The sequence below is a fragment of the Kaistella yananensis genome (assembly GCF_026107505.2).
Classification (GTDB): Bacteria; Bacteroidota; Bacteroidia; order Flavobacteriales; family Weeksellaceae; genus Kaistella; species Kaistella yananensis.
Genome location: NZ_JAPCHZ010000001.1, coordinates 888977 through 911624 on the forward strand (window position 1 = coordinate 888977; position 22648 = coordinate 911624).

Genomic DNA, 22648 nt, shown 5'->3' on the forward strand with positions numbered 1-22648 from the left:
AAAATAAAAATAGATTAAATCTAAAAGTAAATATTATGAAAAAGAATCATTTAAAAGTATTAGCACTATCGCTACTATTACCTGCAACTTTTGCTGTACAATCTTGTAATAACGGAGATGACGATCCAATAACTCCTGTAACTCCTGTAGGAATTGCAGCGAATCCAAACGATTTTAAAGGAGATGTAAAATCTGGCGAGGTGGTAACTTTGGATGCAACTAAAGTATATAAATTAACAGGGGCTGTACACGTAAAAGACGGTGGACAATTGGTAATTCCTGCCGGAACAAGAATCGAATCTACTGGTGGTACCGCTGCTTATGTTACTGTTGAGCAAGGTGGGAAAATCTTCGCAAACGGAACTGCTTCTGCGCCTGTAGTATTCACTTCACCTGCTGCTACGCCAGGAAGCTGGGGCGGTATTGTAATCGCTGGTAAAGCTCCTATCAACAAAGGAACTACCGCTTCTGCTGAGGTTGGAAACGCTACGTATGGAGGTACTGCTACAGATGATAACTCAGGTTCATTAACTTATGTAAGAATCGAATATTCTGGAGCAATCTTTACAGGTGAAAAAGAATTCAACGGACTTTCTCTTTTCGGTGTAGGAAAAGGTACAACCATCAGCAACATCGCTGTACTCAACGGAGCCGATGACGGAGTAGAATTCTTCGGTGGTACTGTGAATGTATCTAATATTATTTCTGTAGGAAACGAAGATGATGCAGTAGACTGGACAGAAGGCTGGAACGGAACTGCAACGAACCTTTATACCAAAAGAAGAAGCAACGGAGTTGGAAACAGAGGAATCGAGGCGGATAATAACTCGAACGATAACAATGCTTCGCCAAGATCGAACCCAACCATCAAAAATGCTACTTTCATTGGTGCTAAAAACGACGGAACTGAAAGCGACGGATTGAAACTAAGATTTGGAACTTATGCAACAATGGACAACGTTGTCCTTTCTAACTGGAAAACAGGAATCAATGTAGAACATGATGCATCAGTGTCTTATTTTAACGGTGGCGGAAAAATCACTAATGTGAAATTTGACGCTGTAGATAAAATTGCGTCCGCTAAATCCTCTGCTGGAGCTAGTGTTGATGTACAAGCGAACACTTTTACCGAAAACACAAGTGCAACGGGAGCTGGAAGCGGAACTGCAACTCCATCTTGGGCGGCAACTTGGTCAAGCTTATAATAGTTTTTCACTTCTACTCATATCAAATTAGACCATCGGAATTTCCGGTGGTTTTTTTTGTTAACATTAAGTTCATATTGCAATCTCCTGAAATCATGCATTTTAAACCGTTTTTCTGTTCCAATATTAAATTTTAACTTTCCTATGTGAATTTAATATGAATTATTTGTTAATTAAAAATGAATTTACTTGCTTTGTATAACAAAACAGAAATTTACTTACTCATTCACACAAATAAAAAAAGGAATAACATGAAAAATATGGCTAAAATACTCGGGGTTTTTGGGATTTTAATAGCAGCAGGATTCACTTCAAATATCAGCGCGCAAGACAGCAACGTTATAAAAGAAGTTAAAATTAATTCAAACGACGGCTTCGGTGAGTTAAGAAATCTGGTAATGCAGAATTTCGATTTTACCAATCCGGAGTTTACGGAAGGAAAAATCAACAGCACTGTTAGTTTTGAAGTTGCTGAAAACGGCAGAATTTCACACGTTTCGGTAAACGGCGACTGTAAATATGTAAACAAAGAAATCGAAAACGTGATGTCGAATCTTCTATACAAATTCGACAACGCTTCTAAAATGAACAGCGTTTATGCGCTGCCGGTTACTGTTTTTATTGCCTCCAAATAAGAGGTTTGAAAACTTCGGTCATGATAAAATAAAACACCTGCAGATTTGCAGGTGTTTTTTATTCTTCGTCTTCGTACTGTTCCAGATAATAGGTAAATGTAAAATCGTCGAGTTCGTCATCGGCATCCTCGAGCGTTACAAGCAAATCTTCGAAAATTTCGAGCTGGTCAACACTCATATTTACAAATTCGATATGAAGCGGAAGTTCTACAAACCCCGTGAGTGAATCGTAAAGCGCATCCAAATTGTCACCGAAAAATTCCGGAAGTGTCAGTTTTTCCTTTAACTGGACATAAAAATCATCATAATCGCCGATGTCTGTAAAATCGATATAAACTGTTTTCATTTCTATTTTTTAGATGTGATTTAAAGTTTTTCTATTGCTTTTCAAAAGATTTGTAATGGTTTTTAGTCAGCCAAACTTCACCGTTTTTGGTGAAGACAATTCGGTCGGCATTTCTGCGTCCGCAGTTGTAATTTACATCCGCCTCAAAATATTGTGCTCCTGTGGGTAAAGTCTTTTCACGGTTGCTGAATCTATCGCCACCAATCGCACGACCAGGCAAAACATCGCATAAATTTCCCTCTGATGCCACCCAGCCCTGGCTTCGGGCTTCACCTTTTGTAAGATAATAATCCGGAAGTTTTCTGTTGGCTTTCACATAATCAATGACCAGTTTCTCTTCGGTGAGTTCATCAATATTTCCCGAACTTTCTGAAGAATTTCTTTCCTGATTATCATTAAAACTTTCGTTTCTGGTTTGCTTTTTAACAACAACGTTTTCCTGGTTTTCAGGCTGTGGTTTTTTTTCGATTTTATAATTCTCGAAAAGATACATTACCAAAAATGCGCTCAGCATTCCGATGATAAAAAATAAGACAAGCTTAAAGTTCTGTCTGTTCATATTTTAATTTTAGATTAAGTTCAATATTCTTCTTTAAACTTGAATAATTTCTCTTGATTCTTTTTTCTTTTTCCCTTGGCTCTTTTTACTTTTTACCTGGCTTTTTATCTCCATTCTTCTGGAATATCGCAAACCGGGATTGGCTGCATTTTGTGCTGTGCAGCTTTATTCATTCTGCTGAAAATTTTATACACTTCCAAATCTCTTCCCGAGTAATCCGCTTCTGTTTTGGTTCCCCATTCTTTCTGAATTTTTTCGAGCTCCGGATAAGTTGCGCCAATCTGCTGCTCATCAGTTCTTTCCACATCCCAAAGTCCGTCGGTTGGAATTGCGTTCTGAATGGATTCTACCAGATTCAGCGATTTCGCCAGTGCGTAAACCTCGGTTTTATAAAGATCGGCAATCGGCGAAACATCTACTCCTCCGTCGCCATATTTGGTATAAAAACCAATCCCGAAATCCTCAACTTTATTCCCGGTTCCGCAAACAAGAAGTCCGTTGAGTTGTCCGAAATAATAGAGCGTGAGCATCCTGAGTCTTGCTCTGGTATTGGCAAAAGCAAGTTTTTCTTCCGGATATTCCTGGTCATCTGCCTTAAAGGATCTGTATAGTTCATCGAAAGCCGGCGTAAGGTTAAGTGAAATGGCTTGAATGTTCGAAAATTTAGATTTCAGGTCTTCAATATGTTCCCAGGCGCGGTTCACCTGATCTTCTTTCTGATGAATCGGCATTTCGATCAAAAGTGTCTTCAGTCCCGTCATTGCACAAAGTGTGGATACAACTGCGGAATCTACACCTCCCGAAACACCAATTACATAACCATTCATTTTTGCATTTTGGGCATAATCTTTCAGCCACGAAACTATTTTTTCTGTTATTTTTTCTGTTTGCATTTTTGCTGGGTTTAAACTGAGGAACTTAGATGGAAGAATCCTTAAAATTTTCCTTATTTTTGCCTCTTAAATCTGATGTAAAAATAATGAAGTTTTTTAGATATTTGCTTTTTTCAGCCGTTTTCATTTTCGGTGCAGTTTCCTGCAAAAAAGATGCTGAAAACATCTGGGCGGTGGAGATTAAAGAGCCTGCTCCTAAAGTTGAAATCACCGATATTTCAAAAGAATTTTACAATACCGGCGTTCCGCTGGAGGATTTCAAACAGAAATATCCCTGGTTTCAGGGCAGTGTTTCAGATGAAGATTACAGCACAAGACGCGCCGATACGGCTGAAGTTAAGATTTATAAAGAAGCTATTTCTAAGATCGACATCGCAAAACTCAACAGCGATTTAACGGATTTGTTTTCTCACATCAAATACTATTTCCCAGAATTTAAAACACCCCAAGTCTATCTTTTTTCCTCTGTTTTGAGCGGAATTATGGAACCAGTTTTTTACAGAGATGACGTGAATATGCTTTTTATTGACATTACTGGATTTATGGGCGAAAACAATCCTAATTATAAAGGTTTGGAGCAGTATTTCCAGACTTCGATGAATCCGCAGAATATCGTTCCTAAGGTTTCTGAAGTTTTAGCAAATTATTTTGTGCAGCCAAATCCCAATCACCAGAAATTTATCGACGAGATTATTTATCAGGGGAAAATTATGACCCTTCAGGATGCTTTCTTACCAGATTTTCCTGATTATTTAAAAATGCATTATTCCCAGAAACAATTTGAATGGGCAACAGAAAACGAAATAAACATCTGGAATTATTTCGTGGAAAACAACCTGATTTTCAGTGACGATCTCCGGCTAAAAGAGCGCTTCATCAATCCGGGGCCGTTTTCAAAATTCTATACCGAAATCGATAACGAATCTTCCCCAAGAGTCGGAATTTTCACCGGATGGCAAATCACCAGAAAATTCTTTCAGCAAAATCCTGAAACCAAACTTACCGATTTCCTGAAAATGAACGCTCAGGATATTTTCAACCAAAGCAATTATAAACCTAAATATTAAAAGAGTTCGCTTTACCGCGATTCCGTAACCCAATAAATCATGAGAAAAACCCAGATTACCATAGACGTAGAACTCGACGAAAACCACATTCCCGAAACCATGACCTGGAACGCACAGGATGGCGGAATCGAAGCCCAGGAAACCAAAGCCACTATGATCTCCGTGTGGGATGATAAAGCGATGGAAGCCCTGAGAATTGATCTTTGGACGAAAGATATGCCGGTTGACCAAATGAAAATGTTCCTTCACCAAATCCTCGTGTCATTGGCTAATACTTATGAACGTGCGACCGGCGAAGAAGATGTTGCAAAATGGATGGAGGAAATGGCCGAAGAATTCGCAGCCAAATCGGCAATAAGAATGTAGCAGGCGGTTTGCTGATGGCCTTTGGCTGATGGCAACTTTAAAACTTAACAATATGCAAATAGGATAAGCCAAAAGCGAAAAGCCATTTGCAATAAGCAATACAATTATGAATTTTAATACCAAAGTAATCCACGGTGGTCAACACCATGAATCCGCGACAGGATCGGTGAATGTACCCGTTTTTTTAACCTCAACTTTTGCGCAGAAATCTCCGGGAATCCATTCCGGTTACGAATATTCCAGAGCGGCAAATCCTACCAGACAAGCATTGGAAGATAGTTTGGCTAGCATTGAAAACGGCGCGCGAGGTTTAGCTTTCGGTTCCGGTTTGGCGGCAATCGATTGTGTTCTTAAATTATTAAATCCGGGCGATGAAGTAATTGCGGTTGACGATCTTTACGGCGGAACTTACAGAATGTTCACCCGCCTTTTCGAAAAATATCAACTGAAATTTACCTTCGTGAATTTTGACGATGTTTCGAAAATTTCTGATTTAATTAGCGATCAAACGAAATTAATCTGGATTGAAACTCCAACAAATCCATTGATGAAACTGGTTGACATCAAAGCAGTAACAGATTTAGCAAAAGGAAAAGATATTTTGGTTGCGGTGGATAATACTTTCGCGACGCCATATTTGCAAAGACCCATTGATTTGGGAGCTGATATTGTGATGCACTCCGCGACAAAATATCTTGGCGGACACTCCGATGTGATTGCAGGAGCACTGATTGCTAAAACAGCTGAACTGGGCGAAAAACTCCATTTTATACAGTTTGCGAGCGGTGGAATTCTCGGTCCACACGATTCTTATTTGGTTCTTCGTGGAATTAAAACGTTGGCATTACGAGTACAGAGACATTCGGAAAACGGAATGGCTGTTGCAAAATATCTGGAATCTCATCCTGCCGTGGACAAAGTGATTTATCCAGGTTTGGAATCTCATCCTCAACACGATTTGGCAAAAAAACAGATGAAGGATTTCGGTGGAATGGTTTCTTTCACCTTTAAATCTGGAAAAAAAGAAGATGCCATCAAGTTTTTAGAAAAAGTAAAAGTGTTCACGTTGGCAGAATCTCTAGGCGGTGTAGAATCTTTGGCAAATCATCCTGCGTTGATGACTCACGCATCGATTCCGGCAGAGAAACGTGCAGAATTAGGCATTACCGACGATTTGGTAAGACTAAGTGTAGGGATTGAAGATGAAGCGGATTTGATTGCTGATTTGGAAAAAGCTTTTTCTTAAATTTCTAAGAATTAGCCGCAAATATTAAAAAATAAACCTTCAAGTTCCGAAAAGCTTGGAGGTTTTTTACACTTTTGAGCATGACAGAATTTCAAAAATACATTCAACGGTATGTAGACCTTATTCCAACTGAAAATTGGCTGGAAGAAATGAAAAAAACAAGTGAAAAAACCGTTGCACTTTATTCATTTTTAGCAGAAGAACAATCAAATTTCGCATATGCTGAAGGAAAATGGACGCTGAAAGAACTTTTGCAACATTTAATTGATGCGGAAAGAATTTTCGCTTACCGTGCTCTTCGTTTCGCCCGAAATGACCAAACCGAACTTGCGGGTTGGGACGAAGAAGCCTACGCAAAACATTATTTTTCTTCTGAAAGATCGGTGCAAAGTCTTATCGATGAATTTGAAACCGTGAGGAAATCTTCTACTCTTTTTTTTGAAAATTTAAATAAAATTCAACTTTCGGCAACAGGAGTTGCAAATGGAAATGAAATTTCGGTAGAAACGATAGGGAAATTGATCGTAGGTCATACAATTCACCATTTGAATATTATTGAGGAAAGGTATTTATCAAAATTTTAATTTTTTATAAGTTTTGGCTAAAGCCAAAATTATCCGCAAATTAAAAAGTGGGCTAAAGCCCACCGCTTCTGATACTTTTCCAATTAGAAACTAAAAGTTCGGTTGAAACTGTGATAATTTTTCCGGATATGATTTACAAAGTTCAATAGGAACGGGCTTTAGCCCATTTTTTTTGATCCCTAGACTCGGCTTTAGCCAAAACCTATCAAAATTTTTTATATTTGAATAAACCTATTGCCATGTCATTGATTAAAATTGATGTGCATCTTGTTTTTTCAACTTTAGAAAGAAAAGGTTTTCTTGATTCAAAAGAATTACGGGTTTCTGCTGAGAAATAATTTTCAAAATTCAACAAAATCATTCGACTAAATTTTAATTTACCAAATCCATTAAAAAATGAACTGCCCTTGTTGCTCTGGAAATCTTTACGAAAATTGCTGTAAACCCTTTCATTCGGTAGAACAACACGCTCCCACTGCGGAAGCTTTGATGCGATCGAGATTTTCGGCTTTTGCAATTCCGAATGGTGAATATTTGATGGAAACCACGCTCCCTGCAAAAAGAAAATTCCATAACAAAAAGGATTTGCAGGAATGGGGAGAAATCAACGAATGGACGAAATTGGAAATCTTGAAATCAACTTTAAACCAAGTAGAATTTAAAGCTTATTATAATGATGAAAATGGAAAACCGCAAATTCATCATGAACATTCGCTTTTTGAAAATGTGAACGGAAGATGGTATTATGTTTCTGGAAAATTTATAGATTAATTTATGGTTTCCTTTTCTCCTGCTTCTTTTTCTGTCGTAGGACATAGAGATAAAGACTTTCCACTTACGATCTGGCCCAATCAGTTTTTCTAAGGAATTTTACCGAGGAATTGATACTCGGATTATCGGTAAAACATTTGATATTGATTTGTTTCCCTAACTCTTCAAAACCTCCGTAATATTCAACCAATTCTTCTAAAATGGCATCTAAACGTTTTCCGTGTAAAGGATCTTTATGTTCCATAATGCCCGTAAAAGTAAACATTACAATTTATTTATGCGGTAAAAAGTAAAAAATCACTATTTTTTGTCCTTACATTTGAGAGGTGAAATCGCTACAGGTTCCATTTCATCATTAATTTTTTCTGAACATGAAAATTCTGCATACAGCCGACTGGCATTTGGGTAAACGGCTGGACCGTTTTTCGAGACTCGAAGAACAGATTCTGGTCATGAATGAAATCGTAGAAATTGCCGACGCACAAAATGTTGATCTTGTTCTGGTTGCCGGCGATCTTTTCGATAATTTCAATCCGAGTGTTGAAGCCACCGAACTTTTTTACAAAACTTTGAAACGTTTATCGCTGAACGGAAAACGCCCGGTCATCGCAATTTCCGGCAATCACGATTCGCCAAACCTGATTGATGCACCCGATCCGCTGGCCCGAGAATGTGGCATTGTCTTAATTGGTCATCCCAAAGCAGTTGTAAATCCTTTTGAACTCAATGGGTTTAAAATTACGTGTTCGGTTCCGGGTTTTATAGAAATAAAGCTCAAAAATCAGGAATTTCCGGTGAGGATTCTTCATACTCCTTATGCAAACGAAATCCGCCTGAAAGAATATTTCGGTGAAAATAAAGAAGAAGATCTTAATCAGGTATTGGCAGAAAACTGGCAGCGTTTGGCTGATGAATTCTGTGATGAAGCAGGTGTAAACCTTATGATGGCGCATCTTTACATGAACAGAAAGGGAACACCGCTTCTGGACGAACCTGAAGGTGAAAAACCTATTAAAATTGGCAATGCTGATCTTATTTTTTCAGATAGCATTCCACCTCAGATTCAGTACACGGCTTTGGGACATCTGCACGGTTTCAGAAATATCGGGACGGCTGAAAAACCCGTTGTGTACTCCTCTTCCCCACTTTGCTACAGTTTCAGTGAAGCCGGACAGACCAAATTTGTTTCTATTATCGAGGCACAGCCGAATCAGCATGTTTCTTTTGAAAAAATTGCTTTACAGCAAGGAAAATCCCTGGTAAGAAAAACCTTCAACAATATAGAACACGCTGTTGAATGGCTCAACGAAAATCAAAATACCTTGGTGGAACTCACTCTGGAAAGCGAAACTTTTTTGAAAGCGGAGGACCGCAAAAAAATTTATCAGGCTCACCCCGGAATTGTCCATTTAATTCCTAAAATGAAAAATGAAGAATTCAGTGAAAATCAGTTGAGAACCATCAATTTAAATCAGGATATCCAGGCGCTTTTTAAAGATTACTTCAAAACTAAAAACAACGGCCAGGAACCGAACGAAGATCTCATCGAACTGTTTAACGAAATTAAAAACCTTTAAATTATGATCCCAGTTCAGCTCACCCTTGAAGGTTTGTACTCTTATCAAGAGCGGCAGTCCATTGATTTTTCCCACCTTACGGAAGCCGGACTTTTCGGTATTTTCGGGGCTGTCGGTTCCGGGAAATCTTCCATTTTAGAAGCCATCTCTTTTGCATTGTACGGCGAAACCGAACGCCTCAATAAGCAGGATAAAAGGGCGTACAATATGATGAATCTGAAAGCGAATAAGTCCTTCATTCAGTTCGATTTCATCAATCATGAAAATAAAACTTTCCGCGTTCAAAGGGAATTCAGACGGAATTCTAAAAAATTTGACGATGTAAAACCCGTGCAGGCAACGTTTTACGAAAAACACAACGAAAACTGGATTCCGCTGGACCATTCGGATTGCGAAAAAATTATTGGACTGAGTTATGCGAACTTTAAACGCACCATCATTATTCCCCAGGGACAGTTTAAAGAGTTTCTCGAATTGGGTGCAACAGAACGCACGAATATGATGAAGGAAATTTTCAGTCTTCAGCAATATGATCTGCAGAACAATGCCTCGATTTTAAACAATAAAAACACTGCAGCGCTCAATCAATTGGAAGGTCAGCTAAAAGGTTTTGAAGATATTAATGAAGAAAACATCTCAATACAACGAGAATTACTGCAAACAGAAAAACAGAAATTCGAAAACATTAATATTGAATTTAAAAAAGCAGAAGATCATTTCCGGCAACTAAAAAATCTGAAAACCGATTTCCAACTGCTCAATTCGAAGAAAGAAAACTTCGCAAAACTTCTTATCGAAAAAGAAAAAATTGATGCACTGGAAGCAAAAACGGATTTGTATGATAAAATTTCTTGCGCGTTTAATCCATTAATTTCAGAAAAAGAAAAACTTCAAACGGAATTACACCATCTTCAAAAAGAGCAGACTTTAAATGCAGAACTTTTAAAAGAAACCTTATCAAAAGTTGATCAAAATAAGAAGGAATTTGAAGCTGTTTTGCCGAAATATGAAACATTAAGTGATTCCAAAATTCAAGAAAATGACTTGAATCTGATTTTTCAGATGCTCACGTATTCAACGGACATTAAATCTCTAAAAGAGCGCACAGAAAACGGCTTTGCGAAAGTAAAGGAAGTTGAAAATTTTCAAAAAAAAATCAAAGAAAAAATCTCCGGATTACATGCTCAGCTTGAAAATCTGCGACCCAAAAAACTCGACACCAACTTGCTGCTGAACGTTGGGAACTGGTTTTCTGAACAAAGAAACTTAAGCGATTCTTTTCAGAAACAAACCAGTAAAATCACTGAAATTAAGACCGGACTTCTGAAAATTGAAGAAGAATTACAGCCTTTCAACATCGATCCGGAAAACTTTCCTCAAGAGTTTCGGTTGAAAATGGATCGGCTTGAAAGTGATAAAACCAAAAGTTTAGCAAAGAAAAGCCAGCTCGAAGTTCAGCAGCAGTTGGCCCATTTCGTGGACGAACTTCACGACGGAAAATCCTGTCCGCTTTGCGGCTCACTGCAGCATCCGCATATTGTGGAAATTGATGATGTTACCGCTGAAATGAATTTATTAAATGAGCATTTGGCGCAAATTGATTTCCAGCAAAAAGAGATTCTGTCTCACATTTCAGTAGTCGAAAAAATTCTGGAAAGAAAGAAAATACAGCAATCTCGGCTAAATACTGAGGAGGAAAATTTAAACGAGATAATAATCCAGGTTGAAAACCATCAAAATCTGTTCATCTGGAAAGAATTTGATCCTCAAAATGAAACAGAATTCTTGAGTAAAAAATCTGAATCTTTTGCAATCGAAAAACAGATCGACGAACTTCAGAAACATATTTCAGCAGAACAGGAAAACCTGGAAAAATCTCAGAAACAGTTAGACAAATATAATGAAGCACTTCAGGATTTTAAACTGAAAGAACACGAAGTTGAAACCAAAATCACGACCAATGAAGCGAATCTGAAGATTGTACGCTGGAATGATTACCGTGAAAAAAGTGTGAGCGAAGTCGGAAAATTACATTCCGATTTATCAAAAACCAATCTCGAAGCTGAGCAGAATTACCAAAATTTAAAGAAACAGGAACAGGAACTTGCGGTAAAAATTTCTGCTGAAGAAACGACTAAAAAAGAACTCGAAAAAAGGAGTTTATCTTTAAATGAAGAGATTTCAAAAAACAACAGCCAGATTAACAAGGCTTTAACCGAAAACAAATTCGCGTATCTTAATGAAATTGAACCTCTGTTAGCGCAAAAAATTGATGTAGCAGCAGCAAAAAATCAAATCCAAAAATTCAGGATTGAGTTCGAAACGCTAAAAAACGGAATCTCTGAGCTCGAAACCAAACTCGAAGGATTTAATTTTGATGAAAACCGTTTCACAGAAGCCGGAACGCAGTTTAAAACCCTTGAAACCGAAAAAACAAACGCCAATAATGCGGTTATAAAAATAAGTTCAGAGATTGACAGGTTAGTCATGGAGTTCAGTAAAAAAGAGACTTTACTGAAAGAATTTTCTAAACTTCAGAAGCGCGCTGAAAACCTGAAAATTATGACGAATCTCTTTAAAGCTGCGGGTTTTGTGCAGTATGTATCTTCCATTTATCTCCGTCAGCTCTGCGACCAGGCGAACATCCGTTTTCACCGCATGACGCGCAACCAGCTGAGTCTTCAGCTGAATGAAAACAACGATTTTGAAATCATCGATTATCTCAACGAAGGCCGCTCCCGAAGTGTAAAAACTTTATCCGGCGGACAGGCTTTTCAGGTATCACTCAGCCTTGCTTTGGCACTTGCAGAAAGCGTTCAGACCAATGCGAGAGCAGATAAGAATTTCTTTTTCATCGATGAAGGTTTCGGAACCCAGGATCTGGAATCTGTAAATGTGGTTTTCGAAACCTTAACCAGTCTGCAAAAGGAAAACAGAATTGTCGGAATTATTTCGCATGTGGAAGAACTGAAAGAGAAAATCCCGGTCTCCCTGAACATCCGTAAAGACGAGGAAAGAGGCAGTTTGATTGAGGTGATGTAAACCTTCGCACCGTTTTATTGAAATCTGAAAACAATATTTTAAATTTACGCCCACAAATATTTTTTATGCAAAACCTCATCGACACCCTTAAATCCGGCGGAACCATCCTTTATCCAACCGATACCATTTGGGGAATTGGCTGCGACGCGACCAATGTTGAAGCTATCAATAAAATATTTGAAATCAAGAAGCGGGAAAAATCCAAATCGATGATTATCCTGGTGGAATCGGAGAAAAGACTGCAGGATTTGGTAGAAGTTCCGGAACTGGCCTGGGAAATCATGGATTTATCAGAAAAACCCGTGACTTTGATTTATGACAATCCTATAGGTTTGCCAAATGAAATCCTTGCGGAAGACGGCAGCATCGGAATCCGTCTGGTAAAAGACGATTATCTCAAAAAACTCATCGGAAAACTGAATAAGCCACTTGTTTCAACCTCAGCCAACTTTAGCGGCGACAAATCACCCATGCAGTTCTCAGATATTTCCAAGGAAATCATCAGTTCTGTCGACGCTGTTGCAGAAGAAAATCACGACAAAATCTCACAATATTCAGGATCTTCGGTCATAAGAATGTGGAAGGATGGCCGTGTGAAAGTCCTCCGCGAATAATTATTTCTTCTTTTTATAAAGTTTTTCGTAAAGCGAAATCCACTCTTGTGGTGACATTTTTTGCAATAGTTCTGCAATTAATTCAAAAGGAATATCTTCAGGTTTTTTGAAGCGGATGCACGATTTTCCCATATCCAGTTTCCGTTTGGAATGTTTCGGAAATTCATTCACAAACCAATCCAGCAGTTCGGGATCGGCATAAATGCCCATGTGATACAGTGCTATGAAATTCTTCTGCGATGCCAAATTGATGAAAGGCAGCGGTGTGTTTGGTGTGCAGTGATAACCGTCCGGATACGTTTCCAAAGGGACGCTCCACCCGATCATTCCGTAAGTTAAACTTTCCTGAAAACCTTTGGGAAGATGTTCGGAAATAGTTTTATACAACCTTGTTAATGCTTCTTTTCTTTCATCTGGAACATTTACAAGATATTCTTCAATTGAGGCTGCCGGAATTTGCATGGCTTTAATTTTTTACCAAAATACACAATCGAATCTTAAAATAAAAAATCCGGAAAAATTATTTCCGGATTTCTTTTTATTTTTTCAGATACTCATCAAAGTAATCGGTTACTTTCTGCATCAGGTGAACCCTGTCTTTGCCCATCACATTATGCGCATGGCCCGGATAAACAAAGTAATCAAGCTGAACACCGTTGTCAACTGCAGCTTTGAGAAACTTCATAGAATGCTGCAAAACAACAACATCATCCTGCGCGCCGTGAATCATCAGGAGTTTACCTTTCAGATTCTGCACTTTATCCAGGAGATTAGAATTTTTATATCCTTCCGCGTTGGTTTGTGGCGTATCCATATATCTTTCGGTATACATAATTTCATACATGCTCCAATCGATTACCGGCCCGCCAGCTACGCCAACTTTGAAAACTTCCGGATGTTTAAGCATGAAACTTGTCGTCATAAAACCGCCGAAACTCCAGCCGTGAATTCCCAATCTGTCGCCATCAACATAAGGAAGCGATTTCAGGTAATCTACGCCTTTAAGCTGGTCATTCATTTCAGTTTCGCCCAAATTTCTGAAAACTGCCTGTTCGAATTTCAAACCTCGGTTAGATGATCCTCTGCCGTCCATCGTGAAAACGATATAGCCGTTTTGCGCCATATATTCGTACCAAAGATTACCGGAAGCCGGGAAACTGTTGGTCACCAACTGAAGATGCGGCCCGTTGTAAAGATAAACAATGGTCGGATACTTTTTGGTAGCATCGAAATCGGTCGGAAGAATAATTTTTCCGAAAAGAGGCGTTCCGTCATCAGCCTTTAGCGTTACATTTTTAATTTCAGGCCTTTTATAATTTTTTAAAGGATTTTCTGAAGTCAGAATGTTTTTCGATTTTAAAGTCGCTGTGTTCAAAAGATTTACAGAGCGCGGCGTGGTTGCATTGCTGTAAATATCGTAAAGCTGTGTTCCGTCTTTGCTTAAAATCCCCGTATGCATGCCGGGAGCGGCAGATAATTTCTGGGTTTTGAAATTATTCCAGTTGATTCTGTAGAGATGTCTTTCCATCGGGGATTCCTGGGTGGAAGCGTAATAAATTTCCTTCTTTTTTTCATTAAAGCCTAAGATATCCGTCACCAGCCAGTCGCCTTTGGTAATCTGAGCGATCAACCCTTTTTCAAGACTGTAATGAAAAAGATGGTTGTAACCCGTGCGCTGACTTTGCCAGATGAAATCGGTGTTGGAGTTCGGAAAAAATAATAAAGGATGCTGAGGCTCTACATATTTATCCGATTTTTCCTCGAATAAAGTTTTTACCAGATTGCCGGAAACCGCATCGTACTGGTTCATTTTCAGATGATTCTGATCGCGGTTCAGCACGCCTACAAAAATATACTTTGAATCGGGACTCCAGGTCACTGCGGTAAGATACTGCTCTTTATCTCCTTCAATATTAAGGAAGGTCTTTTTCTGGGAATTAATGTCATACACGCCCAAAGTCACCTGATGCGAGGTATTTCCCGCCATCGGATATTTGATGTTGACATTTTTTGCAGGAGTCTGCGCCCAGTCGATGATCGGGTAATCTGTCACCATGCTTTCATCCATTCTGTAAAATGCAATTTTGTTGTTATTCGGGGCAGCGAAAATTCCGCCATCAATACCAAATTCGCTTCGGTGTACGGCCTGTCCGTTTAAAATGGCTGCATTTTCATCATCAGTAATGGCTACAGTTTTGCCGTTTCTGTTAATGAAAAGATTGTTCTTTACGGTATAAACGATGGTTTTGTTATCGCCGAGAACCTTTACATTTTCTGCGCCTTCATTCAGTGCAGTCCATTCTGTGATTTTCCAGTCCGAACCGGTTTTTTCAAGCCGGAAATACCTCCCTTCTCTGGTAAAATATCCTTTATCTTTTCCTGTAAACTTTACCTGCGGAAAAGATTTGAGTTTTTTATCTGCAGCAAGATTTTTATTGAGCTGATATAATGAAACCAACGTATCGGCTTTCATGCTTTGTACTTCAGTAATCAGATAAGCATTTTTGGTTCCCTGGATATAAGATTTCGCATCATCACTCCACGAAAACTGCGGAATACTTTTAATTGCCAGATTGCTGCGCAGTCCGTTCACTGCTTCAGCCATGGTATATTTTTGGTTCTGGGCAAACACTAAGCTCCCGAAACCAACCACTAATAAAGGTAATTTTGAAAATTTCATTTCTTAAATTTAATGTGCTAAAAATAAGAAATAAAAACGAATCTGTTAAGGAATGTTAATTTGTGCGCTAGTAAATGATTCCGGCAAAAGGATCGCTTTCACTTTTTTGCCTGTTCCATCGGTACTGATGGGTCCAGTATGCGGCTTTTACCGATAAAATTCCCAAACCTGCACCGAACAGCACATCGGAAATGTAATGTTTGTTGTTTGCCATGCGCATCACACCGATTCCGCTGGCGAATGCATAAGAAACGTAAGGAACCCACTGATGATTTTCACCATACTCAATGGCAAGCATGGTAGCGCCCGAAAATGCGTTTGCGGTATGACCCGACGGGAAGGAAAATGCAGTGCCGTCCGGACGGGTTCTTTTCAGGGTGGTTTTTAGGACATAAACCAGACCGAGGTTTACGAACTGGGATTTCATTAAAATCGCCGTACGGTTTTTCCAGTCGGTACGGGGTTTCATGCCTCCAAGTTCGAAACCGTAAAGTGCAAAAAAAGGCGCAAACTGCGCATAATCATCAAGATGATTGGTAAAACCGAAAAGATGCTCGTTACGTTCTTCTACCACCTCATTTTTTAGGGATTCCCTGCCGTTTGCATCGAAAATAATTCCGGAGGTCATCAGCGCAACCGGAACAATGGTTTTTTTCAAATTAAAACTCAAAGGACGGTTTTCTATCCCTAAGCTGTCTTTTTGCTGAGCATAATTCAGGATAAAAACGTTAAAGAAAAGAACAAACGAAAGCCAGCGGTTCATACGTAAAGTTTACTCAAAAATACTGAAAAGAAAACCTTACTGCGTTAAATAATATTAAATTTTCTTACAAATATGTTTTATTGGATAAATTTAGAGTGTAAATAACCGCCTCATAAGATCAGTGATTTTTCTTATCTTACATCAATGCCGGAGATTTGCGCTGAAGGTATCTTTGCAGTATCAAAATTAAATAACAACCAAAAAATAAAATATTATGTCAACAAAATGGAATTTAGACCCGTCGCACAGTGAAATTACTTTCAAAGTAAGACACATGATGATTTCTAACGTAAAAGGTGAATTTAAAAACTTTAACGTAGATCTGGAAAGTGAAGACGAAAACTTCAAAAATGTAAAAGCAAGCGCAAGTATTGATACTTCATCCATCAGTACTAACAATACCGACCGAGACAATCACCTGAAATCAGCAGAATTTTTCAATGCGGAGGCTCATCCCCAAATTACCTTTGAAACCGATTCTTTAAATGAGGAGGTTACCGGAAATCTTACGATTAACGGTGTTACAAAACCGGTGAAACTGGATGTTGATTTTGGTGGAATTAACGTAGATCCTTGGGGGCAGACCAAAGCTGGTTTCTCTTTCGAAGGAAAAATTAATAGAAGCGACTTCGGTCTTAACTGGAACGCAGCGCTGGAAGCAGGTGGTGTAATGGTTTCTGACGAAGTGAAAATCGCAGGTGAACTGCAGTTCGTAAAAGCATAAAAGTAATTCATAGTTTATTTTTTTTAGAGTTCACCAAAGTTTTATGCTTCGGTGAACTCTTTTCATTTTTAAATGATTTAACGGTATGAATCTTAACGATTTAGAAAATATTTCTCAACAGTTTAATAGCACTGAAAAAATGCCGGTTCTGTTTCTCGGGCATGGTTCGCCGATGAATGCGATTGAAGAAAACCAGTTTGTTAAGGGTTTCCGGAATATTTCCCGAGAAATCCCAAAACCCAACGCCATTCTGTGTATTTCGGCGCACTGGTTCACGAACGGGACTTTTGTTACTGCAATGCAAAACCCGAAAACCATTCACGATTTCTATGGCTTCCCGAAAGAACTTTTTGAGGTGCAGTATCCTGCTCCGGGAAATCCTGAACTGGCTAAGGAAACCGCAGAACTCCTGCTTCCCGAAATCGTGGAAGAAGACCACAGCTGGGGCCTCGACCATGGTGCGTGGAGCGTTATTAAACATTTGTACCCCAACGGAGAAATCCCTGTAATCCAGTTGAGTATTGATTACACCAAACCACCACAATATCATTTTGATTTGGCAAAAAAACTACAGAAATTAAGAGAAAAAGGAATTCTGATCATCGGAAGCGGAAATATCGTGCATAACTTAAGAATGATCGACTGGAAAAACATTAATACCGTTGGCGCAGGCTGGGATTGGGCTGTTGAGGCAAGAGAAAAAACCAACAACTGGCTTCTTGACGGTAATTTTCAGAATCTCATCGACTATCAGCGTCAGGGTGTTGCACTGCAAACCGCGGTACCAAGTCCGGATCATTACCTGCCTCTTATTTATTCTTTAGGTTTGAAAGAAAAATCCGAAAACCTCTCGCTGTTCAACGACGAACTCATCGGCGGAAGCCTGAGCATGACCAGTGTGAGAATTGGTTAAGATTAAAGTTAAGGTAAAAAAAGATTCAGAAATATTCCTGAATCTTTTTTTTGAATTCTGAATTTTAATAAAACCGCCAGTAATTTGCATCGTAAGTCTTGGTGAAAGTACGCATACATTTCGAGGTATAAACTTTAAGGCTTACTGATCTGATGCCCTTCTCTTTCGAATAAGCAAACTGCGCAGCGCTCTCGGCAGATATTTTCTTTTCGCCATTGTCATATTCTGCTGTCCATTCATACTTCAAATGAGTTTCTGCTTTTGAGGGAACAAAAGAGACAGTTCCGTCGCTTATTTTCACTTCCTTAAAACCTTCCGTTCCAATATCGCACGCCGGGGAATTATAAATTTCAGCTGAAGGCTTGGGAACCACATCGATCACTTTGCTGCACTGCACCTTTCCGCGTGAACTAAGCATATCCATAGACAGAATAAACTGTCCTGCCCCATGAGCGTTTACTTTAATAATGCTCTGTTTTACATCACCCTGAAGGGTAACATTCCGTGCAAAAGTGCTCCAGTGATGGCAGTCAGTACATTGTCCCGCATTATTTTTTAGCGTATAAGTTTCCGTTTCCCCCACAGTTATTGAAGAATTACCTTCAATATAACACTGCGCAAAACCATAAGTGGAACTCAAAAAAGTGAGTAAGAGTAGAATTTTTTTCATGTTGTTTTAGATATTTTATTTTTTAAACCTGAATAACTCCTAAATTAAATTTCTCTGTAATCGGAGCATGATCGGCAGCTTCAATTCCCATTGAAATCCACGTACGGGTGTCAATTGGGTTAATAATTGCGTCGGTCCAGAGTCTTGCAGCGGCGTACGTAGGTTCGGTCTGTTTCTGATATCTTTTCGAAATTGTATCGAGGATTTCCTTATGTTCTTCTTCGCTGATCTCCTTTCCCTGTTTCTTTAAAGTAGATTCCTGAATTTGGGCCAAAACTTTTGCAGCCTGGCTTCCGCCCATCACCGCAAGCTCGCTCCATGGCCATGAAACAATCAGTCTTGGATCGTATGCTTTTCCGCACATCGCATAATTTCCTGCTCCGTAGGAATTTCCTGTAATTACGGTGAATTTGGGAACAACAGAATTGGCTACCGCGTTCACCATTTTCGCTCCGTCTTTAATGATTCCGCCGTGTTCTGATTTGGATCCCACCATAAATCCGGTAACATCCTGAAGGAAAATCAACGGAATTTTTCTTTGGTTGCAGTTGGCAATAAATCTTGTCGCTTTGTCAGCAGAGTCTGAATAAATCACGCCACCAAACTGCATTTCACCTTTGCCGCTTTTTACCAGTTTTCTTTGATTGGCGACAATCCCAACGCTCCAGCCTTCGATCCTGGCGGTGGCGCAGATGATGGTTTTGCCATAATCCGGTTTGTATTCCTCATATTCGGAATTGTCGACAAGGCATTTAATAATATTGTAAGTATCGTACTGATCGGCTCTGGACGCCGGCATATGTCCGAAAATATTGCTGATATCTTCTTTCGGGGGGAAACTTTCAATCCGGTCGAAGCCTGCTTTCTCATAACTGCCGATGGTTTTCATGATATTTTTAATGCGGTCCAGCGCGTCTTGATCGTCTTTGGCTTTATAATCGGTAACTCCGGAGATCTCGCAGTGCGTGGTTGCACCTCCCAAAGTTTCATTGTCGATGTTTTCACCGATGGCGGCTTTTACAAGATAACTTCCGGCCAAAAATATAGAGCCTGTTTTATCTACAATCATGGCTTCATCGCTCATAATCGGGAGATAGGCACCGCCGGCAACACAGCTTCCCATGACAGCCGAAATCTGTACGATCCCCATGGAACTCATTTTCGCATTATTACGGAAAATTCTTCCGAAATGTTCTTTATCTGGAAAAATTTCGTCCTGCATCGGCAGATAAACACCTGCGGAATCTACAAGATAAATTATGGGTAATTTATTTTCCATTGAAATTTCCTGGGCCCGAAGATTCTTTTTCGCAGTGATCGGAAACCAGGCACCCGCTTTTACCGAAGCATCGTTTGCCACGATAAGACACTGTTTTCCTGATACATATCCCATCACGACAACAACACCTGCGCTTGGGCAGCCGCCCTCTTCTTCATACATCCCATAACCTGCAAATCCGCCGATTTCTATGGATTCTGAATTTTTGTCAAGAAGGTATTCAATTCTTTCGCGGGCGGTTAATTTTCCTTCGTCGCGCTGCTTTTGCAAACGTTTTTCGCCCCCGCCTTTTTTTATCTCTGCAAATAACCTGTTGATTTCTGCAAGTTTTAATTTATTTTGATCTTCTCTTTTATTAAATTCGATATCCATCCGTGAAAAAAATTTTTCTAAAGATAAGATTTTTAATTGTAATTCCTTTATTGATAATGCTTTGCAGTAAATATTTGAATCACAGAAAATTAATTATCATATTTTAACATTTAATAACCTTTGTTTTGAAAATATTTTAGCAGATTTCCCGTTAAAGATTTACAAAACCTAAATAGTTTCATGAATTTTTTAAATTCAGTTCCTAATTTATTTTTTTAATAGTTTATTATTTGAAGGCCCCAAAAGTTCAACAGACTTTTGGGGTTTTTGCTCCTTAATTTATTGCTATCAAATTCAATATTTTAACTGAAATTTTAAAAGAGATTTGTAGATTTGCATGAATTGAAAAAATAATGGCAGTGTTAAAAAATTCCGCGCTTTTCAGGTTGCATCTTATCGTTTTTTTATGGGGTTTCACTGCAATTTTGGGAAAGCTCATTCATGTAAATGCACAAATCCTGGTTTTTTACCGAATGCTTTTTGCTGCGTTTTTTCTTTTTGTCTTCATCCGTTTTTTCAAGCGTGACAGTTTAAAAATCTCCCGGAAACTTTTGATACAGCTTTCAATCATTGGTGGATTTATGGCTTTTCACTGGCTTTTTTTCTTTCATTCGATAAAAGTTTCTAATGTTTCAATTGCGCTGAGCTGCCTTTCGCTTTCAACACTTTTCGCCGCAATTCTGGAACCCATCATCTTTAAAAGGAAAATTGATCTTTCGGAGGTCATCATGGGAATTGTGATCGTAATCTGTATGGGAATGATTTTCAAAACCGAATTCCATTACAAAGAAGGGATTTTCTTTGGTATCCTCACTGCGCTCTTTGGAACAATATTTTCCGTTTTCAACGGAAAAATCTATGGAAAAACAAGTTCAGGAAATATTATTTTCTACGAAATTTTTGCAGGATTTCTTATTTTAACTGTCTTTTACCTCGTTACGGGACAAATTACACAGCTTAATGAAATAAGTTACCGCGATTTATCGTTAATCATACTATTGGCAAGTGTCTTCACCGCTTTCCCGATGTTGGAATCGATAAAACTGATGAAATACATCTCTCCGTTCACTTTAATACTCACTGTTAATTTAGAACCTGTTTATGGGATTATTCTTGCTTTTTTTATCTTTGGTGATTCAGAGCAGATGAGTCCGGTATTTTATATTGCCTCTCTCATTATGATTTTAGCCATTGTTGCCAATGGAGTTATTAAAGCAAGGAAAACAGCAAACACACAAAAAGTTGAAATTTGATGAAAAAAATATTCTTTGGACTCTTTATTTTTTCAGGAATTTTTTCTGATGCGCAGATCATCAGGAAATACTCCAACGAATTTCTCAATATTGGTGCAGGCGCACGCGGCCTTGCGATGGGCGGTGCGGTAATTTCAAACCAGAACGATGTTTATTCGCCTATGTGGAACCCGGCAGGTTTAATTGATATTGACCGCGACTGGCAGGGTGCTGCAATGCACGCCGAATATTTCGAGTCGATTGCGAAATACGATTATATTGCGTTTGCGAAGCCTTTGGATAATAACGGTGGTGTTTTCGCCATTTCAGTTGTTCGCCTTGGAGTTGACAATATTCTGAACACCACTCAAATGATCGATTCAGAAGGAAATATTGATTACGATAAGATCAGCAGTTTCTCACAGTCAGATTACGCGGCACTCCTTTCCTATGCTTTCCGACCTGGCAGTCACCGGCTTTCAGTTGGTGTAAATGCAAAAATGGTTTACAGAAATGTAGGAAAATTTGCTAGCGGTTACGGTTTTGGGTTTGATCTTGGCGTGCTTTATAACGCTGACAATGGCGTAAATTATGGTGCCATGCTGCGGGATGCAACTACAACGGTGAACTTCTGGACGGTGAATCAAAAAGAACTTTCAGCTGTGGTAAATGGTGAAGAATTTAACCCTGCGCCAAAAGATAAAATGGAGATTACAATGCCCAAACTGAATTTGGGAATCAGCAAGAATTTTGAGATCAACCGTGATCTGGAACTGCAGCCCGAAGCAGGTTTAAATATCGATTTTACTAAAACAGCAGCGGTAATTTCCACAGATTTTGCGAGCATCACACCTTATGCGGGCGCGGAACTGAAATTTCAGGACATGATTTTCGTGCGTGTAGGCGTGAACAGATTTCAGAATATTACCGATATCGAAAGTTTAAAACGCAAAGTTTCTTTTCAGCCCAGTGCGGGAATCGGCATTAAATATCAGGGCCTCACACTTGATTACGCCATTACCAATTCCGGGATTGGCGGCTCTAATTTTTACTCCAACTTTTTCTCCTTAAAACTCGATATGGGAGATTTCCGAAACTAATTCCACTTTC

The 22648-nt window shown here is 39.0% G+C and carries 23 protein-coding genes; 14 read left to right on the plus strand and 9 right to left on the minus strand.

Annotation, left to right across the window (positions count from 1 at the left end; all coding sequences use genetic code 11):
* Positions 1-35 precede the first annotated feature (35 nt).
* The gene (locus OK344_RS04050; RefSeq protein ID WP_265143565.1) at positions 36-1205 is read left to right on the plus strand and encodes a beta-helix domain-containing protein; all 1170 of its coding nucleotides are present in this window, start codon (positions 36-38) and stop codon (positions 1203-1205) included.
* A 260-nt stretch (positions 1206-1465) separates the two neighbouring features.
* Positions 1466-1840: a hypothetical protein gene (locus tag OK344_RS04055; RefSeq protein ID WP_265143566.1), complete on the plus strand. Its 375-nt coding sequence runs from the start codon at positions 1466-1468 to the stop codon at positions 1838-1840.
* A 58-nt stretch (positions 1841-1898) separates the two neighbouring features.
* Here OK344_RS04055 and OK344_RS04060 read toward each other — a convergent pair whose 3' ends face one another.
* The 3 genes from OK344_RS04060 to nadE all read right to left on the minus strand — a co-directional run bounded on the left by OK344_RS04060 (position 1899) and on the right by nadE (position 3638).
* On the minus strand, positions 1899-2186 hold the full coding sequence (locus OK344_RS04060) for a barstar family protein (protein WP_265143567.1): 288 nt from the start codon (positions 2184-2186) through the stop codon (positions 1899-1901).
* A gap of 31 nt (positions 2187-2217) precedes the next feature.
* Positions 2218-2745, minus strand: coding sequence for a ribonuclease domain-containing protein (locus OK344_RS04065; protein ID WP_265143568.1), 528 nt, complete (start codon positions 2743-2745; stop codon positions 2218-2220).
* A gap of 104 nt (positions 2746-2849) precedes the next feature.
* The gene (nadE, locus tag OK344_RS04070; RefSeq protein WP_265143569.1) at positions 2850-3638 is read right to left on the minus strand and encodes an NAD(+) synthase; all 789 of its coding nucleotides are present in this window, start codon (positions 3636-3638) and stop codon (positions 2850-2852) included.
* A gap of 86 nt (positions 3639-3724) precedes the next feature.
* Between nadE and gldB the strand changes: the two genes are divergently transcribed.
* The 5 genes from gldB to OK344_RS04095 all read left to right on the plus strand — a co-directional run bounded on the left by gldB (position 3725) and on the right by OK344_RS04095 (position 7672).
* Positions 3725-4705 (plus strand): gliding motility lipoprotein GldB, encoded by a 981-nt coding sequence (gldB, locus tag OK344_RS04075; protein ID WP_265143570.1) that lies wholly within the window; start codon positions 3725-3727, stop codon positions 4703-4705.
* A gap of 39 nt (positions 4706-4744) precedes the next feature.
* Positions 4745-5071, plus strand: coding sequence for a gliding motility protein GldC (gene gldC, locus OK344_RS04080; protein ID WP_088469894.1), 327 nt, complete (start codon positions 4745-4747; stop codon positions 5069-5071).
* Positions 5072-5177: 106 nt separating this feature from the next.
* Positions 5178-6317, plus strand: coding sequence for a cystathionine gamma-synthase (locus OK344_RS04085; RefSeq protein WP_265143571.1), 1140 nt, complete (start codon positions 5178-5180; stop codon positions 6315-6317).
* An 80-nt stretch (positions 6318-6397) separates the two neighbouring features.
* Positions 6398-6901: a DinB family protein gene (locus tag OK344_RS04090; protein WP_265143572.1), complete on the plus strand. Its 504-nt coding sequence runs from the start codon at positions 6398-6400 to the stop codon at positions 6899-6901.
* A gap of 396 nt (positions 6902-7297) precedes the next feature.
* Complete coding sequence (locus tag OK344_RS04095; protein ID WP_265143573.1) at positions 7298-7672, plus strand: YchJ family protein; 375 nt, start codon at positions 7298-7300, stop codon at positions 7670-7672.
* A gap of 64 nt (positions 7673-7736) precedes the next feature.
* Here OK344_RS04095 and OK344_RS04100 read toward each other — a convergent pair whose 3' ends face one another.
* On the minus strand, positions 7737-7916 hold the full coding sequence (locus tag OK344_RS04100) for a VF530 family DNA-binding protein (RefSeq protein WP_265143612.1): 180 nt from the start codon (positions 7914-7916) through the stop codon (positions 7737-7739).
* A 127-nt stretch (positions 7917-8043) separates the two neighbouring features.
* Between OK344_RS04100 and OK344_RS04105 the strand changes: the two genes are divergently transcribed.
* From OK344_RS04105 to OK344_RS04115, 3 genes are all read left to right on the plus strand, one after another.
* The gene (locus OK344_RS04105) at positions 8044-9249 is read left to right on the plus strand and encodes a metallophosphoesterase family protein (RefSeq protein ID WP_265143574.1); all 1206 of its coding nucleotides are present in this window, start codon (positions 8044-8046) and stop codon (positions 9247-9249) included.
* A 3-nt stretch (positions 9250-9252) separates the two neighbouring features.
* On the plus strand, positions 9253-12291 hold the full coding sequence (locus OK344_RS04110; protein ID WP_265143575.1) for an SbcC/MukB-like Walker B domain-containing protein: 3039 nt from the start codon (positions 9253-9255) through the stop codon (positions 12289-12291).
* A gap of 65 nt (positions 12292-12356) precedes the next feature.
* Positions 12357-12905, plus strand: a complete 549-nt coding sequence (locus tag OK344_RS04115; protein WP_265143576.1) for an L-threonylcarbamoyladenylate synthase — start codon at positions 12357-12359, stop codon at positions 12903-12905.
* On the opposite strand, the gene OK344_RS04120 is transcribed toward OK344_RS04115, so the two are convergent.
* The 3 genes from OK344_RS04120 to OK344_RS04130 all read right to left on the minus strand — a co-directional run bounded on the left by OK344_RS04120 (position 12906) and on the right by OK344_RS04130 (position 16348).
* Positions 12906-13367 (minus strand): DUF1801 domain-containing protein, encoded by a 462-nt coding sequence (locus OK344_RS04120; protein WP_265143577.1) that lies wholly within the window; start codon positions 13365-13367, stop codon positions 12906-12908.
* Positions 13368-13443: 76 nt separating this feature from the next.
* Positions 13444-15585, minus strand: coding sequence for a S9 family peptidase (locus OK344_RS04125; protein ID WP_265143578.1), 2142 nt, complete (start codon positions 15583-15585; stop codon positions 13444-13446).
* Between the two features lie 67 nt (positions 15586-15652).
* On the minus strand, positions 15653-16348 hold the full coding sequence (locus OK344_RS04130; protein ID WP_265143579.1) for a phosphatase PAP2 family protein: 696 nt from the start codon (positions 16346-16348) through the stop codon (positions 15653-15655).
* A gap of 214 nt (positions 16349-16562) precedes the next feature.
* Between OK344_RS04130 and OK344_RS04135 the strand changes: the two genes are divergently transcribed.
* Positions 16563-17072: a YceI family protein gene (locus tag OK344_RS04135; protein ID WP_265143580.1), complete on the plus strand. Its 510-nt coding sequence runs from the start codon at positions 16563-16565 to the stop codon at positions 17070-17072.
* An 85-nt stretch (positions 17073-17157) separates the two neighbouring features.
* Positions 17158-17985 (plus strand): 4,5-DOPA-extradiol-dioxygenase, encoded by an 828-nt coding sequence (ygiD, locus tag OK344_RS04140; RefSeq protein WP_265143581.1) that lies wholly within the window; start codon positions 17158-17160, stop codon positions 17983-17985.
* Positions 17986-18049: 64 nt separating this feature from the next.
* On the opposite strand, the gene OK344_RS04145 is transcribed toward ygiD, so the two are convergent.
* A complete protein-coding gene (locus OK344_RS04145; protein WP_265143582.1) occupies positions 18050-18655 on the minus strand; it encodes a hypothetical protein in 606 nt (201 codons plus the stop codon).
* A gap of 22 nt (positions 18656-18677) precedes the next feature.
* Positions 18678-20306 carry an acyl-CoA carboxylase subunit beta gene (locus tag OK344_RS04150; RefSeq protein ID WP_265143583.1) on the minus strand — a complete coding sequence of 543 codons (1629 nt, stop codon included), beginning with the start codon at positions 20304-20306 and terminating at the stop codon, positions 18678-18680.
* Positions 20307-20659: 353 nt separating this feature from the next.
* Between OK344_RS04150 and OK344_RS04155 the strand changes: the two genes are divergently transcribed.
* Positions 20660-21559, plus strand: coding sequence for a DMT family transporter (locus tag OK344_RS04155; RefSeq protein ID WP_265143584.1), 900 nt, complete (start codon positions 20660-20662; stop codon positions 21557-21559).
* Positions 21559-22638 carry a putative type IX sorting system protein PorV2 gene (locus OK344_RS04160; RefSeq protein WP_265143585.1) on the plus strand — a complete coding sequence of 360 codons (1080 nt, stop codon included), beginning with the start codon at positions 21559-21561 and terminating at the stop codon, positions 22636-22638. The genes OK344_RS04155 and OK344_RS04160 overlap by 1 nt, the downstream gene beginning before the upstream one ends.
* Positions 22639-22648 lie beyond the last annotated feature (10 nt).